The 15,965-nt window shown below is 64.7% G+C and carries 8 protein-coding genes; 2 read left to right on the plus strand and 6 right to left on the minus strand.

Annotated features, from left to right (window positions below):
* Positions 1-311: 311 nt before the first annotated feature.
* The 6 genes from dpdH to mobF all read right to left on the minus strand — a co-directional run bounded on the left by dpdH (position 312) and on the right by mobF (position 14,073).
* Positions 312-3,308 (minus strand): protein DpdH, encoded by a 2,997-nt coding sequence (gene dpdH / locus PD653B2_RS07675; RefSeq protein WP_278247486.1) that lies wholly within the window; start codon positions 3,306-3,308, stop codon positions 312-314.
* The gene (locus PD653B2_RS07680; protein WP_085871743.1) at positions 3,305-4,174 is read right to left on the minus strand and encodes a hypothetical protein; all 870 of its coding nucleotides are present in this window, start codon (positions 4,172-4,174) and stop codon (positions 3,305-3,307) included. The genes dpdH and PD653B2_RS07680 overlap by 4 nt, the downstream gene beginning before the upstream one ends.
* Positions 4,175-6,727: a protein DpdF gene (gene dpdF, locus PD653B2_RS07685; RefSeq protein WP_085871744.1), complete on the minus strand. Its 2,553-nt coding sequence runs from the start codon at positions 6,725-6,727 to the stop codon at positions 4,175-4,177. It lies immediately after the preceding gene.
* Positions 6,720-9,947 (minus strand): protein DpdE, encoded by a 3,228-nt coding sequence (gene dpdE / locus PD653B2_RS07690; protein ID WP_414689158.1) that lies wholly within the window; start codon positions 9,945-9,947, stop codon positions 6,720-6,722. The genes dpdF and dpdE overlap by 8 nt, the downstream gene beginning before the upstream one ends.
* Positions 9,948-10,066: 119 nt before the next feature.
* Positions 10,067-10,405: a hypothetical protein gene (locus PD653B2_RS07695; protein WP_085871746.1), complete on the minus strand. Its 339-nt coding sequence runs from the start codon at positions 10,403-10,405 to the stop codon at positions 10,067-10,069.
* 113 nt (positions 10,406-10,518) lie between these two features.
* Positions 10,519-14,073, minus strand: coding sequence for a MobF family relaxase (mobF, locus tag PD653B2_RS07700; RefSeq protein ID WP_242665182.1), 3,555 nt, complete (start codon positions 14,071-14,073; stop codon positions 10,519-10,521).
* Positions 14,074-14,452: 379 nt separating this feature from the next.
* Between mobF and PD653B2_RS07705 the strand changes: the two genes are divergently transcribed.
* Positions 14,453-15,010 carry a hypothetical protein gene (locus PD653B2_RS07705; RefSeq protein WP_085871747.1) on the plus strand — a complete coding sequence of 186 codons (558 nt, stop codon included), beginning with the start codon at positions 14,453-14,455 and terminating at the stop codon, positions 15,008-15,010.
* Positions 14,995-15,954, plus strand: a complete 960-nt coding sequence (locus tag PD653B2_RS07710) for a hypothetical protein (RefSeq protein ID WP_085871748.1) — start codon at positions 14,995-14,997, stop codon at positions 15,952-15,954. The genes PD653B2_RS07705 and PD653B2_RS07710 overlap by 16 nt, the downstream gene beginning before the upstream one ends.
* The last annotated feature ends 11 nt before the right edge of the window (positions 15,955-15,965 follow it).

A 15,965-nucleotide genomic window follows, 5' to 3' on the forward strand; every position in this document is an offset into this window, starting at 1 on the left:
GGACGGTCTTGGCAGCGTCGTTTGCGCGTGCCGTCAAGAGTTGGGGGCTCGGTCGCCCAACGCTGGCAATGTGCCTCTGCAGATCCTTCGGGGCTTTGGTCAGATCGAGTTCGCTCGCCGACGTGACGCCACTGCTGACAAGTTTGGACTCAAGCCTGACCGCTGCCTCAAGTTCACTCAAGGATGCGTCGAGTTTGGCCAAGGCCGTCTCGGTCCGTGTGTGGTCCTGGATGGCCTCGGCACCTTCGCGTGCCTGTCGGGCCAGGCTCGTAAGACGCTTTGCCCGAACAAGCAGACCGACGGGCTGCGGGTCATTCATTGTCTGCCCCGTTCGAAATGATGTTCAGCCAGCGGGTCACTTGGCTGTCGATGGCTTCGTCGATATCGATCTTGGCGCCCGGGTCAATCTCCGCGTCGCTGATTCCTGACTCGACCCAGCGCTCGCTCTCTTCCAGATACTCGGCGATGAGCTTCAGATCTTTGCCGGCTGATGGACCAAGCTGCCGGGCGAGGGCCACGCCGCGCTGACCAGAGGCACCCGCGAGCGCCTTCTCGACCTCAGGCACGCCTCTCGCGTCCAGCCTGCGGGCTGCCTCATTCGCCTGCTCCAGAGCCGCAAGGTCCTTGACCTTCACCAGCCCTTGGGCCTGGCCCTCGCGCGCAGCTAGAACCACCGCGTCAACGGTGTCGATGTACGACTCGGATTCTGGAAGCAATCGGCGTACACGCTGAACGAGGTCCGCCCAGAACGAGATCTGGGCGGGTGCAACCTGAACCAGGATTGCCAGCTTGCGATTGGCGTCCGCGCACCAAACCGGAACCGCGCTCGGAAGTTCGTCGAGTTGTGCCCTGGCGGCCTTCACGATCTTCGTGAGGCGGACACTGTCGAGCGCGTGCACGCCTCCAGCGCCCTGTGCTGCGCCGATTCCGCCCAGGAAGCGCTCAACGGCTGCGCCCCGTTCTGCCATGTATCCCCGATGGCTGTCGACCCATTGAGGATGTCGCGCGGCAGCGTCCTCACGAGCCATGTCTCCACGCCAGGCCACCGCGCGAATCAGGTCAACGTCACGTGCCGTCGATACAATGTGGCCGCACGCAAGCGCGCCAATGATGAGGGAACGAGCAGCCTCGACCATCCCAGCTTCGTCGTATTCCAATGTGGCAAGGATGCGTGCCCGGGCCGCGGGCACAGCGTCCACAGCCACGGCATCCAGCCGCGCGAGTGCGTCTCCCGAGAGTTCCGCGAAGCCTGACTGAATCAGGATCAGGCCCTGGAGCAGCACCGCATTTCGGGCTGTCCGCTTGAGCCGCACGATCGGTTCGACGCCTTGACCGATTCCCTCCTGCGCGCCTTCAATCGAGATGCTTCTCGCGTTGTCGGGCACAGCCCTCTTGACGGTGTCGGCATCCGGAGACTTGATGACCGGGTCGAACCACTCAACGCGCGCGAGGACGGCTTCGCGCACAAAGGAGCGAATCATGCGCGCCATGTCCTGAGGAAGAGTCTTGTCCTTCGCCGACCATTCCTCGATGGCCTCCAGTTGGCGCTGGACCGACTTCGGTAGCCCATCTGCTTTTGCGCGTCGCGACTCCTCGTCGCGGACGCTCGACTCAGGCTCCTCGACCCCATCCGAACCATCGCCCGATGCGATGGGGTCGAGCCCAAACGTCGCGAAGACCGCATCCGGGATGGGCCGCGTTCCGGCCCTGCCCCAGAACGCGAGCATGGACTCAAGTCGCGGGGCCAAGTCCTTCGGGTAGTCCTCCTCCAGTCGCTGCCGCGCGGCGAGCGGAAGCGCCTGAAGACCAGCATTTCGAGTTCGCTCGCCAAGGAGTCGGCCAGGCGGGAAGTCGCCTCGGGGCAACTGGCCGGCGGCGTCCATCAGGACCTCACGGATCGCGCCGGCGAGCACCCGCCGCGGACTGAAGAGTTGCGGGTTGTCCGGGTCGACGCATGCTCGCACCGCACGCAACACGGCCGGTTCGTTGTACGGGTAGAGGCCGTGCCCGGCCTCCGACGTACCGAAGGTGCTGTGGCAGGAGTCGCTGAACGGACAGGCGTCACAGGCGTTAGGAGCTGCCTTGTTCGCTGACATTTCTGCCTCAAGGACGTCCTTGCCGAGCCGGGCTGCGTTGAGGTAGCGGCCAACGAAGTCAACAAGGTCCGCGTCGCTCGTCTTGGCGCCGTCGATCTGGACGTCAACGACGTAACTCGGCGAACTTGCCTCTGCGCGCGTCCTGAACGTCTCAGGCAAGTTCTCTCGGTAATACGACGGCGTAACCGCGAGAAGTGTTCGAACCGCCGCGTACTTCTCTTGGCCCTGAACGATGCTCGACTCGTGGATCGCGTCCAACAGGTCTCGTCTGACACCCTGGATAAGCGCGACGTCCTCGATCAGGAGCACGATTTCGTCGCCGACCAACTCCTCCCGGAGCTTCATGAACGCTCGGTTGACATTCCCGACGCCCAGATTGGCGGCCTTCATGACGGCGAGGTCAAGGGAGTCGTTGAGGATCCTGACGGCCTCAAGTTGCATATCGGTATTGACCACCACCTGACGGAACAGGTTCTGCGCGGCCTTCGATGCATCAGCAAGATTGGCAACGTCGGTGATGTCCAGCGGAAGTTCGTCAACCGTGAACTCCAAAGGGACGTCCGGCTCATCAGGGTCGCGACCGTTGAGCGCATGCACGGCACGGCGGTTGATGAATGACCCAGGACGCAGCAGGTGCTCTCGGAAGAGAGGGTCCAGGAAGAGGAGGGCGAGTCCGCGCTCTCCGACAAGTGGCTTGTCGAGAAATCCCTGCGGCTCTCGCGCGCGAAGCGCTTCGGCGAGCTCAGCAAGGATCTTGCGCTCCATCTCCTCGATGGAGATTGCAGTTCCGAGACCCGATACCTGCCGACGAATCTCGTCGAAGGCTGGCCCGGTCCTACCGTTCAGAAGTTGCTCGACAACGTCCCGGAGGCTGGTCTGAGTCTTCTGCAGGTAGATGACATGCCGACCGTCGATACGGGGAATGTTCGCGTGGGCCCACCGCACGAGGTGGGACTTGCCGGCGCCGGATTCACCGAGAACAGGTGCGATCAGGACTCCTGCGTTCGGCGTAGAAGTCAGGAACTCCTGCACAACCTCGTGCTCAGAGACGAACTCCGCTTGCTTCCGAGTCGCGGCACCTTCGCGCCGGATTCGCAGCGGCGAGTGGGTCGCCAGAAGAACCTGATCGGAGGGAGTTGCTGCTTCTGTTGGAATGGTGGCGGCCACGGACTCTGCCTGCCAACAGGTGAAGCCAATCGGAAGGGTGCTCACTTGTTTGCCTCAATCTGAATGGTCGAGACGTACCTGGCGCCCGCCTTCCGGCCGCCGTCAGGCAGTGCAAGCACTCCGGTTGGGTCTGATTGGTAACCCATCGTGAGAATCCCGCGTGCCTCGGCGCTGTTGAGCGCCAGTCCAACGGCCGCAAGCTGGTCCTGAGGGTCGCTATTTAGCCCCTCATACGTCGCTGACGGGTGCCCCGGCAGAACAGGCAACTCTCTTCTCAAGAAGGCCATGAACGCCGCCACCGGAATCTGGACACCAGCGGGCAGAGGTTCGGAGGACGGATGCGCGATGACATCGAGAATCGCCTCTGTTGGGTCAGCAACCAAGTGTGCCCTGTTGGCTGCATCGGGCGGGACAAGGGCACGAAGTGCAGGGCGCGCAAACCCGAGCGTGGTTGCCCACGTCGGGAAGTTGTTCCAACGCGTGTCGTTCGTGAAGAGACCAGGCGGCATGGCCACCTGCACGTTGCTCTTCCAGTGGAGTGGCACCAAAGGGCTTTGCGTCATCAACCAGATGAGCCCGGAACGCAGGTCCGTGGCCCCGTCGAAGGACTCAGACACGTCCCCTGGCGGACGTACGACTTGGTATCGCAAGCGGCGCAGGAACCCCGCGGCATCCAATGGCTCAGCGCTGAGCAGGCCATCGTCCGAAGAGACGAGCCCGAACTCAACGAGGGCAGACAGGGCCTGCTTGGCGTGCGCACCGTCTGACGGCGCGTGCGACCGCAACTCTTGCGGCAAGACGAGGCTAAGGACCTCCTCAGCGGCTAGGCCGGAGGCCTTGGCGATCGTCGAATAGCAGAGCCACATGGCCTGCGGGAGCACGACTCCCTGTCCCGGGTCAAGAACCTTCATCTACAACTCCGTCATGAGCGCGCTCGCTCGAATGCTCACGTCAGCGGTGTCCGCCAGCGTCCAACCTGGTTTGACGTCGCTAATTGTGGACTGGGGCCCCACCACGTAGGTGACCAAGCCCAGGTCCAGCCTTTCTCTCAGAGTGAGTGGCACGGTCCCGTCGGGGACCACGACGACAAGTGGATCGGGATGCCTCAACATGAGCGGAACGACCGATTCAGGGTCATCCAAGATCACAGGACACGTTGGCACACTTCGTTGGAGGACATCGGCCTCTTGGATCGAGAGGCCCGCGAAAAGGCGCAATCCGCGCTGAGCTAACCGCGTGAGGATCACGTCGTGTCGCTCGCCAGTCGCGTACCAAACGAACGCCCAAGGTGACGCTCCGCGCCACGCTTGCAGGGGATCCGTCGGCGTCCCGACCCTCGGGAGCGTCGGGCTTGGTTCGGGCACATCCAGGCCCGGCGCGGAGTCGGGGTTCATGCGGCAGTACGGGCATCCCCGGCATCGGGGTGCGGTGGAGAGCAAACCACCGCGATACCGAACGCGGTAGTGACTAGCTAGAACCCTTCCGACGCAACGATGACCGTCCACCACGTCGAACATGGCACCAAGCGCGAGTTCCTGGGATGACCGGAGTTCAGATCGAAGTCGCTCCGTAGCCCCCGTCCAACCGGAGCGGTTGAGGAACTCCCCGTTTGCCAACTCGAACTCCAGGAGGTCCTGCACCGACTCATAGAACGTGTCGCGATCGGTCTCGCCATCCCCATGCCCGTCGCGCCAGCGTGGGACCTGGAATCGGATCGCCCCTGCCTGCGCCATGAGTGTGAGAGTTCGGACGTTCCACTGTGCGCTTTCATTGAAGCCCTCGGGGAGGTAAGCGGGGACAACGCTCCGGTTGACCCTGTACCTCAGACCGGAGACGTTCTTGCCCTGGCGGAGCAGGTCCTGCCACCGACTCCAACCCTTTTCGTCGCCGATGAGGACCGCCGAGTTCAAGCGCTTGGCGACGTCGCGGTCGCCGGGCGCCTCACACAGGTACGCAACCGTTGGCCGTCCGTCTCGGCCGCCTCGACCCACTTCTTGGTAATACCTGTCAATGGTTTCGGGCACGCATGCATGAATGACGCTGCGCACGTTCGGAAGGTCCAAGCCGAGACCGAACGCTGAGGTTCCCACGACGACGTCGACCGTGGTCGCTATGTGGCGACCGTCGGCCCGAACCCCTCGCACGGACTCCACGACCTCCGCGCGTTCGTGCTCCGTCGACTCACCGGTGATGCCCGCAACCCGGCGATAGCCAGCGGCCGTGAGGGAAGTGACCCATTCCTGCGCATCCCGGACACGCGTCGTGTACAGGATTAGCGGCTTCGGAAGGGCATCCACCGCGTTCAGAATGGCCTGACGCCGCGTCGACTCGTCTCCTGCCCGGTCGACAAAGATCGCCGGTTCGGCACGCAGTTCAGTGCCCCACACGAACTCCGAGTGCCCTGTGCCGAAGAGACGCTGCAGGACGTCGACCGAGCGTTGACCGAGCGTTGCACTCAGGAGCAGTACCGAGGGTCGGGAACCATCCGGAGCGAGGTTGCGAGCCTCAGCGACCAGGCCCGGCATCGTCTGAAACTCGGGACGGAAGTCGGTGCCCCACTGGTCGATCAGGTGAGCTTCGTCGATGACGATCTGCTGGAGTTGTCCCCTGCTTGCGCAGTCGAGGATCGCCGGCGCGAGCCCGCTCACGAAGGCTTCTGGGCTGGTGTACAGGAGCCGTTGAGTGCCCGCGCGGATTGCAGCACGAAGTGATTCCTTGGTCGCCGAATCCAGCGAGCCGACGTAGGCAAACCGATTGAGTGGACTCAAGGTGAGCTTGCGAGCACGCGCCAACTCCTGAGTCCGCCGTTCCAGGTCCAGGGCAAGCACAACCGTCGGGACAACGACCACGGTGACGCCCGAGGCGCTAAGCATGGTCTTGGACCACGCCACGGCAGTCTTGCCACGTCCCGTCGGTAGGGCAACCATCAGGGTCTCGTCACGGCTCAGCACCGCTGCACGAGCGGCTTGACGCTGAGTCTCCCCGCGGTAGACCTTGAAGTTCGCGCCGTGAGCCTTCGGCCAGAACGGGTCAGCTCGCACCGACGCGAACACCGGGTCGGCGTCACGGAAGGCCGCGAGAACTTGGTCCTTGGCGACTTCGTCTGCTTCGCCGGCCGCCGGAAGAGCCGGCGCCCAGTTGAGGGCGCGGATGCTCAAGCGCCCATCAGCAAGGCTGGTTGGAACGCAGTGCAGATCACGCCACTGGGCCGCGGTCGGCCACATGTCACCAACTGGCACGGTCAGTGATGGGCGCGACCCGTACGTAGCCGACGCAGTCACGAGGACCTGCCGCACCAGCGTTGCAACGTCGCGCCAGGCTGACGCGCCCGACGTCAGGGCTGCCAATGCGTCGAGGAGGCGCCGGCAGGCGTCGGATATGTGTTTCGGCTCATCGTCGACGTGCGGAGCATTCGGCCAGACGCCGAGGGCAATCGCGGCGACGCCGAGATCGTCTCTAGACATACTCACTCCATGACTGAGCCGAGCGCACCAAACACGTCACCGCAGTCAAGCGGACACTCGGTGCGATCACGCCTTCCTCCAGAGCACGACCAATCGCGATTTCACGACTCCAAGCCCCCGGATCGGCAACCATCCCGGAGGCAACCTGTCGTGCCTTCGACTGGGCGACAAGCAAGTCCGTCCTTTCAGACACGGTGACTCCGGCACGCTGAGTCACCCGAACTAGGTCTGCCTGCTTGGTGAGGTGGTCGCGCGCGACCAAATAGCCCTCGGGGCCGACTACCTGGAGGACTCCTTCGCCCCCGAGCACGCCATGCAGGGCGGCAATCCTGGAGGCATTCAGGTTGACGTCGCGGCCCTTCATGACGGGCTGATTGAGGTAGGTAATAACGCCATCGTCCGCCACGGGTGCCATGTCATTTACGGCAATCCAGATCCTACGGAAGGCGGGCGACAGCGCGGCGTCCCCACGGCGCCTAGCTATGGCGAAGCCGTCTTGCCCATGACCAAGCGCGTTCATGACTGGGTCGAGGTTCGCCTCGATGAGGAAGTCGTACCCGAAGTACACGAGTGGGTCGTGCGGCCAACCAGGGTCGAGTCGCCACTGAGCGCTCGCCTGACCACGGTCATCAATCGCCAGGACGGATTCGATCCCGTCGATAAACGGGTTGCCACGTCGGAACATGCGACGGCCGGCAGTCAACTGCCACCGGTCGAAGTAGCCCGTACGCGACTCTGGTCGAGTGACGACGCGAGCAAGCAGTCGGGGGCTGACAAGTGGCGCCTGATGAGGATCGCGATCGAAGCGGATGCTTCCGTCGCTCTGGCGTCGGCTCGACAGCATGAAGCCTTCCGCACCGGTGATGAGCTTCAGGTATGCGCGCTCGACTTGCTCGTGCCGTGAGTCGAAGGACGAGATGTTCTTGGCAAGGGCCTCGCCCTCTCCTCCTCCGTAACTCGATTCGAGGGCATCGAGTTCGTTGATGCGGCGGCGTTCAGCGGTCAGAGCTGACCCAATATCAGGCATCCTTTCGAGGGCATAGTCACGTCCCTCCACGAGCAGGTTGCTCCAAAAAACATCAGCGAGGCTGTCTGCGATCTCCTGCATGGCCGAGATCGACTCTCCGAAGATGCCAAAGCCGGTCCCTAGAACTCGCAACCACGTCGTGTGCAGACCATCAGGATCGAGGTCGGACACGACGTACTGCGCGGCGGGTCGCCCGGTTCCGTAGCGGTCTACACGACCGATCCGCTGCTCGAATTCGTTCGGGCCCCACGGCAAACGGGCGTGAATCACGATCTCGGCTTGCTGGAAATTTCGACCAACATCGCCGCTCTGATCAGCGACGAGAACGCCACCCTTGTCACGCCAGGCCATTACAGCCTCCTGGCGGGCACCGGCCGGGGAGCTGACGAGGTGTTCGTGCACGAGTTGGAACGGAGCGGGCAGGGCGCGCAACGCCGCTGCCACCTGACCTGCGAGGGCACCTGGTCCACAGAACACCACGGCGCGTTGAGCCGGCTTGACCCGCTTGGCGATTGCATCGGCGAGCTTGTCACTACCGTCGCGCTCAGGCGCCCCTTCGAGATCTTCCAGGAGGCGTTGTTCGAACGGAAGTACCTCAGCTTCAGTCAGACGCTGGAGTTCTGGCCATGTCAGACCGGTCTCCCCCGACGCGTGCAGAAGGCGCGCCTGGAGTGCTGCGATCACATCGTCACGGGTTCCTGCACCCAAGCGAGAGACGAGCACGCTTGCGGCCCGGGCGTAAGGCTCGGGGTCCATCTCGCGATCCGCCACGTCGGCGCTGACCGCTCGGAGCCACGTCTCGACGGCATTCACCGCGACGTCACCTTCAGCGGAATCTAGTCGGATCACCTTTGGACGTTCGCGTCCCGTGAACTCGAACGGGGCCATGTTGCCCTCTTCATCGAGTCGATGCTGCTCCACGACGTGGCGGCGATTACGGATGACGCGGTGATGCAGGCGATAGGTCTCCGACACGTGGGCACGGACCGTGGCCACGGCACGCTTCAGACCGATCCGGTCCGCGGTTCCGTTCTCCCCAAACGCGTCCATCGCCGTCGCCATGCCGGCCGCCAGGAGTTCGTCTTCAGGCAGCAACCGGCGAAGGGCATCGAACTGGTAGGCAAGCAGTTCGGGGTTCTCTGGATCAGGTTCTTCGTCGAGTCCGAAGACCGCCATGGCGAGCTCACGGCGCGCTTCGAGGAGACGTTCAAAGCCGTCCACATCGCTCCACTTGAAAAGTGCCGGATCCAGCAAATGCAGCAACGCGAGGTGGCTCGTCGTCTTCCGGGAGAAGGGAGTCGCCGAGAGCAGGAGCAGGCTCGGAACTGCGTGCGCGACAGTCGCCAGTTCGGAATACGGCTGGTCGTCTGGCGACTCGGCCCGGGCCAACTGATGCGCCTCGTCAATGACCAGCAGGTCAGCGCCCTGAAACTTGCTCCACTCGTCGACCTCGTGGTGGCCACGAATCGCGAAGGGAAGTCGTCCATCCGAACTCGCGAAGTCATCGAGATAGAACTTATCCAACAGTTCGGCCTGCCACTGCTCGCGAAGCGCTTCGGGAACGATGAAACCGACCCGACGCGTCGGGTCGTCGATCAGCAACTGCCGAACAACGAAGCCGGCCTGAATCGTCTTGCCCATCCCGACCTCATCAGCGAGCAGGTATCGCTGAATTGGGTCATTGATGATGCGGAGTGCGGCGTTGACTTGATGCTCGTGGATGCCTACGCCTGCCGATACGAGCCCAGTGGCAGACATCGATGCCGCTCGTTCGGCGAGCAGCAGGTTGCGGACGGGTTGACGGGCGTCACGAAAGCGCGGGGTCTCGTTCGCACCCGCCAGCAAAACCTGGAGCGGGTCCTTGGTCGGCCGATCCCAGCGGACCCGGAGACTCCCCTCCGGGATGTCCACGTCGTGTGGAACGTTCGGGAACCGTACGAAGTAGTTCGGAGTTCGCCCACCCACCACACGCCCGGCTCGCCATCGACCATCAACCATGGGCACAAAGACGCGCGTCTGTTCGTCGAGCGCGACGCCTCTAAGACGGTCCAGCGCGATCCAATGTGACTCGGCCTCGACCTCGACCGGAGACTCGAAGAAGACGATTCGGGCTTTCCCGTCCGCCACGGCTTCGACCCGGCCGATTCCCGGGGCCCCTTCAAAGGTGACGAGTGAGCCGATCGTTCCAGCCACCCGCATCACCTAACGTCAGAGAAAACCCTTACCTCGAGCCGAACCAGCCCGCCTTCAGGCACTCTAGTGAAGACCTCCGACAAAATGTCCGAGACGTGCAATCGCCGCCGACCCCGATCTCATGGCGCCAGGGCGGTGTCTCGATCCACGTGATTCGAACGGTCGGCAACGATGCTCAGCCAGCGGAGCGGGGTCATCACACCCACCACCGCAATCTTGATCGCGTTCCACGCGAACAGCATCGCCAGCACGTTGAGGTACCCAGGGCCACCGCGGTCGACAACGGTGGCGGCGACGCTCATGGCGAAGAGGTAGCCGGGCGTTGCCACAAACGCGACAGGGATTGCCCACTTGAGGCCACGCGGGGTGCGCAGCCAATCGACAAGGCGGTTCGTGGGCATGTAGAAGGCCAAGTAGCCGCGGATGGCCGCGGCGAGGTGGATCGAGAGGGCGAGCATGGGAGTCTCCTTCAGATCGGCTCACTCCACCGCTACATCCGGGCACCGACGCTCGCCGAACCCGCTGGTCTGAACTGGGGACAACCGGCGCGGTCGCCCGCCTGTGGAGCCGATCAGCCGAGCGCCCGGGCTTCAGGCGCGAGCCCACGCTGGCTCGTGTCGCCAGTCGGCTGCGCGATCTCGGAAGCACGCCGTATGGCCTTCCTCGCCCTCGCCTCGTCGACGCGCTGCCTATCAGAGGCGCCCGCTGAGCCAACAGGAGAATCGCTGTCGACCTGCCACAGGTCGCGATAGGCGGCGACCACCCGAACCTCCCGCATCCAGCAGTCACGCTGGCGAGCATCGGCGGGCGGTTCGCCGAGCCTGCGGACCCATGCCAGGCGACCGCCGACGGCCGCCTCCGCCAATGCTGTGGCCCGCGACTCCAGCAGTTCCTGGCGCTCGGTCAACGCCCGGCGCATGCTGTCCGCCATCGGGCCGCTGGCGACGGGGACGAGCCCGGCGATCAGCCCCGCATGATGTCGTCGGCCGCGACTCCTCTGGGATGTCGCGTGCCTGATTCGGCTGATCAGGACGGCACCGATGTCTTCGGCGTCAGCGAGTCCGCGCTGCGCCACCACCTTGGGCAGCATCTTGGCGATGTTGCAGCCGGACGACTCTGCTCGTCGCAACTCGGCGGCCAGCGGCCCGAACGAGTCGGACGCGATGACCTCGTCCACCTCGTCGTCGGTCAGCCCAGACGAGCAGAGTTCGACGACCCATCGGTCGCGTTGCGCCTCGGCAGCGATGGTCAGGTACTCCGCTGCAACCTGCGCGAACGACGACCAGTGCTCCTGCTCCTCGGTGATCGTCTGGTGGGCCGAAAGCTCGACTCCCGAGTGCTTGAGCACCCCGAACAAGACCGACTTGGCGGTGACCTCCTCGGGCGTTGGCGCGGCGTGCGACTCGTCGGGCCGGTCGAGGGCGACGTACGCCATGTTGGTTTGTCGGCCGCGGGTCATAGCGACATAGAGGTTTTCCCGGGTGGTCGAGCCCGTAACGACGACATGTGCGGTGTCGACGGTCATGCCCTGGGCACGGTGGGCGGTGACGGCGTAGCCGAGGTCGACGTGTTCGGCGACGTACTCGGCGGGCAGCACAACCGAGGCGCCGATCTTCATCCCGAGCCGCTCGGCAACCACAGAGCCATCCGGACTGACGCCGGTGACGCGCCAGCGGTCTCCGTTCTTCACCCACCCGCCACGCAGGGCACGGATGCGCCGGTGGTTCTGCCTCGTGATGATCAGGTCGCCAACCGAGGCCCGGGTGCCGTCGTGGAGCTCGACCTCTCGACTCGCCTCAGTCTCGCCGTCGCGAAGCCGTTCGGCACGGGCGCGCACGTTCAGTTGGACCATCGCGTCAGTCGACTCAGTGACGAGCAGGCTGCTGCGCCCTTCGCGCAGATCGGCTCGCCAGGCAAGGTAGGCAGCGTCCACCATCTCGTCATGAGCGCCGTCCTTAATGCGCTCGTGGCGGAAGTACGTGCTGATGACCTTAGTGCGCCCAAGACGGAGGTCGATCGACGCGGACTTCTCCCACTCGTTGGCGAAGCGGTGGACCTCGGTCAGCTCGGGGGTGTCGTTTCGCGCGTCGGCCAACAGCTGGAAGGCTCCGCCCGCGTCGACCGATTGGAGCTGGGCCCAGTCGCCGACGAGCAGCACCTTGGCTCCTGCCTCGCTCGCGAGGCAGGTGATCCGGTCGAGGTTCAAGGTGCCCGCGAGGGTCGCCTCGTCGATGATGACGAGCTGACCCTTCCGGAACTCAGCTCGCCCTCTGTCGTGCTCGTGCAGCCACTTCGCTGTGTTGTCACAGCCGACATTCAGGTCCTGCGCGAGTACCTCCGCGGCGGCGGCCGACGGCGCAAGGCCAACGACGCTGTCCTTGCCATGGACGCCCGTCCATGCCTTGTGGAGCGCCCGCATGGCGGTTGTCTTGCCCGCTCCGGCGGGGCCGATCAGCAGATCGACTTGCCGGCCCGAGACGGCCACCGCCGCCAGCGTCGCGATCTGCTCATCGCTGAGTTGATGACCCAAGACCGCTCTTCCTGAGACCTCCTCGATCGTGTCCAGATCGACCACGGGCGAGCTGCGGTCGTCACCACGGGCGAGTAGCCGGTCTTCAGCCGCGAGGATCTCCTCGGAGGTGAACGCGACCTCGTGCTTGGGCCGGAACAGGCTGGTTCCGTCGCGACGCCGAAACACGTCCGGGCTGTAGCTCAACTCCGGTGGAGTCAGGGAGATGGAGATGCGCTTGGCTTCCTCCACGATCATGGCGACGGCCGACTCACGTTCACAGACACTGGCGAATCGCCACTCCATCGTCTGCCTGGACGCTTCGGCCCAGAGGTTCCAGTGCTTCCAGGTGGACCGCTTCTGGCTGACCGCTCCGACCGCTGCACGGGCGACCTCAGTGACCACCGCGGGCGACACGTCGTCGGCCAGTAGGAGGCCACGGGCGAGCGTGTTGTAGTCACCTCTCGCTCCACGGGCGAGCAGTGAGCGAGCCCATCCGGTCGAGTCGCCGTCAAGGACGTGGCTCGCCCGTGCCCTCCAGTCCGCCGTGAGCTCGGCGAGCGAGTGGATGTGCTTCTCAGGCCGCGTCGTCAGGGTCGCAGTGGCGCGTAGCTTGATGACGGTGGCAGCGTCGGGCGCTCGCCCGTGGTCGCGCCGGTACTCCTCGACCATCCGATCAGTTTCGACGTCGATCGTCCTGGACCGACTAGAAAACTCGGTCACCAACTCCTCGGGCACACCACTGACCTCGAAGGCGGGGTGCCGGTTGGTGCCGCGCGCACGCCTCTCCCACTCCAGGCCGAACGATCGCTGGAGGATGTCGGCGAGCACGGCGTTGTAGTGCTCAGACAGGGCGACGACCGAAGCGAACATCGGCCGGCTGTCCAGAGACCGCCACCGGCCGTCGAACACCGTACGGACCTTGTTCGAGACAACAACGTGGGTGTGCAGCTGAGGATCGCCGGCGCGAGAGTCCCAGTGGTCGTACGCCGTCGCTGCGACGCCGACGACATCGTGATGCGCGGAGGCTCCGTCTCGCGCGTTAGCGCCGGCCCGCGTCACTGCCACCTCGCGCTCCAGCATCGCTAGGACCTGGGAGACGGCCTGGTGGTGTGCGTCGACGATCAATGCCTGACTACCCGCATCCGCTACGCCCCACAGCACGGAGACTGACTTCGGCACGCTGAACGTGTAGTCGAAGCCAGCGGTCGCAGTCTGCGCCTTCGCCAGCTCCTCGGCCTCGATCTCGTCGAGGGTCTGCGTGCGCTCCTCATCCGACAGGCGCGGATTCAGGCCGGCGGCGCGCTCGTCGACTCGCTGCTTGTGAGTGGAGAAACGCTGGAACGCTGTACCGAGTTGCTCCCCGGTGACCGGGTCACGCCCCTGCCCGATGAGCAGCACCAATTGGGGCTCGGAGACCGTGGTGCCGACGGTGAGCTGCCCGGCCCCGAACTCGCTGACCCCCGCGCCCATCCAGACGCCGGGTGGAGTTCCGGCCTCCGCGTAGTAGCGGGTCAGCGGCGTCGACAGGCTGCGGTTGCCGTCGCCAGCGACGACGCTTCGGAGCAGGTACTTGTAGCCCTCGCCAGCCGACATCTTGCGCATGGAGACGGTCATCGCCGCGCACCTCCTCGGCATGAAGGTGCGCCCCCGGTTCCACAGCCGGCCATTCACGACGGTCCATCCACAGGCCCGGCCACTGAGACCTCCTCACGGTGCCAGAGGTGTGGACTCTGGAGGAGGCAGTCGGTCCGGGCGCGGGAAACCGTGCGCACCTGCCGAACGATCGGCGGCGCTGTCGGCCGCAAGTTGGAGGAGGTGAGGAATGAGAGACGGTTGCGCTTGGTGGGTCACCGGTGCCTCAATAGGACATGACGGTGCCTTGCCAGTCCGTCAGCAGGGCGTCGTTCGCACTTCCGTGACCCAACCCCACGGAAGGGAACGGTCTCGGGAAATGACGCGAAATCGGGGAACAGCACTTGTAGCGACAGCAGTCATGCTGCTGGTCGCGGTGACCGCGTGTGCCGACGACGGCAATGATCCCGCGGCGCCTGGGACCACCGCCCCCAGCACGCCGGCCCCGACCACAAGTTCATCGACGCCGCCTTCCGAAAGCGAGATTGCCTCCGAGGCGGCGTCCGCCATGGTGCGGCAGTACTTCGAGACGGTGAGCCAGGTTCGGCAGGACCCGAAGCGTCCCGCTTCCGACCTCGACGCCGTGGCGTCGAGCGCACAACTTCTCGCGCAGAAGAACCTGCTGAAGCGCCAACGAGCAGACGGGCTTCACCAAACCGGCATGACCAAGGTCGTGAAGTTGAGCGTTCAATCCGTCAGCCTGGATGACCCAGCGACTGCCGTGGTCGACGTGTGCTGGGACGTCAGCGGCGTGGACGTCATCGATCGCAGCGGCAAATCAGTGGTGTCACCCGAGCGCAAGGACGTCGGCTGGACGCGCTTCACCGTCACCAACGGCAAGTGGAAGACAGCACCGACCGACGGTTGGCGGGTGTCAGGCGGCTCGGACCTGGAGAAAGAGCCGTGCGCAGGCTCCTGACCATCGTGGTCGCGGTCGCAGCCCTCGCAAGCGGGCTGGTCACTCTGGTGTCATCACCAGCCTACGCCGACACTGTCTGCGGTCAGACCGACCCCGACACCGGGATCTGCCTGATCTGGATCGAGGTCCCAGGGACGCCGGGAACCCCAGGCGATCCTGGAGACGACGGGCCGAAGGACACCGGCTCGGGCGCCGCCTGTTACTGGGACGGGACCGCACAAGGCATCAGCAAGCCACCGCCCGGCCCGGTGCCGTGCAGCTCGGAGTACGGCTATTGGTCGAACGGCTATCACTGCTACATCCAGCTGCTCGATCCGCAACCTGCCGCGGGGGACCCGAGCTGGCAGGGCCACGAACCCGGCGACGGCGACGTGTACCAGTGCTACCAGCCACAGACGGACCTGATGATCCTCGTGTGGTCGGCGGATCCGCCGCCCAACTCGGGAAGCGGTCCCACGCCCCGAGAGGTGGCGCAGATCGCCATCTCCGACATGAAGCTCACGGCCATCAACATCGGCATCGCTCCCAAGGCGGAGGACGGCCGCATCGGCCTCGTCGGCATGCCGATCTGGATGTGGGTCGCCAACCCCGATGCGCACACCTGGGGTCCTGCCACCGCGTCGGCGACTGCGGGCGGCATCACGGTGACTGCGACCGCTCGGGTTCACCAGATCACCTGGGATATGGGTGACGGCCACAAGGTGACGTGCCGGACAGCCGGCACGCCGTACAAGCCGGAGTACGGAAACAAGAAGTCGGCCGACTGCGGCTACGTCTACACGACATCCAGCTCGCCGAAGCCGGACCACAAATTCAAAGTCACGGCGACGTCGGACTGGGTCATCGAGTGGGCGGGCGCAGGTCAAACAGGAACCATCCGGCTGAACGGACTCGTCCGTGAAGCCCAGATCGCCATCGGAGAAGCGCAGGTGCTCGTGCAGTAGCTGGGCGGAGG

It is taken from the genome of Nocardioides sp. PD653-B2, from assembly GCF_002117935.1.
GTDB lineage: Bacteria > Actinomycetota > Actinomycetes > Propionibacteriales > Nocardioidaceae > Nocardioides.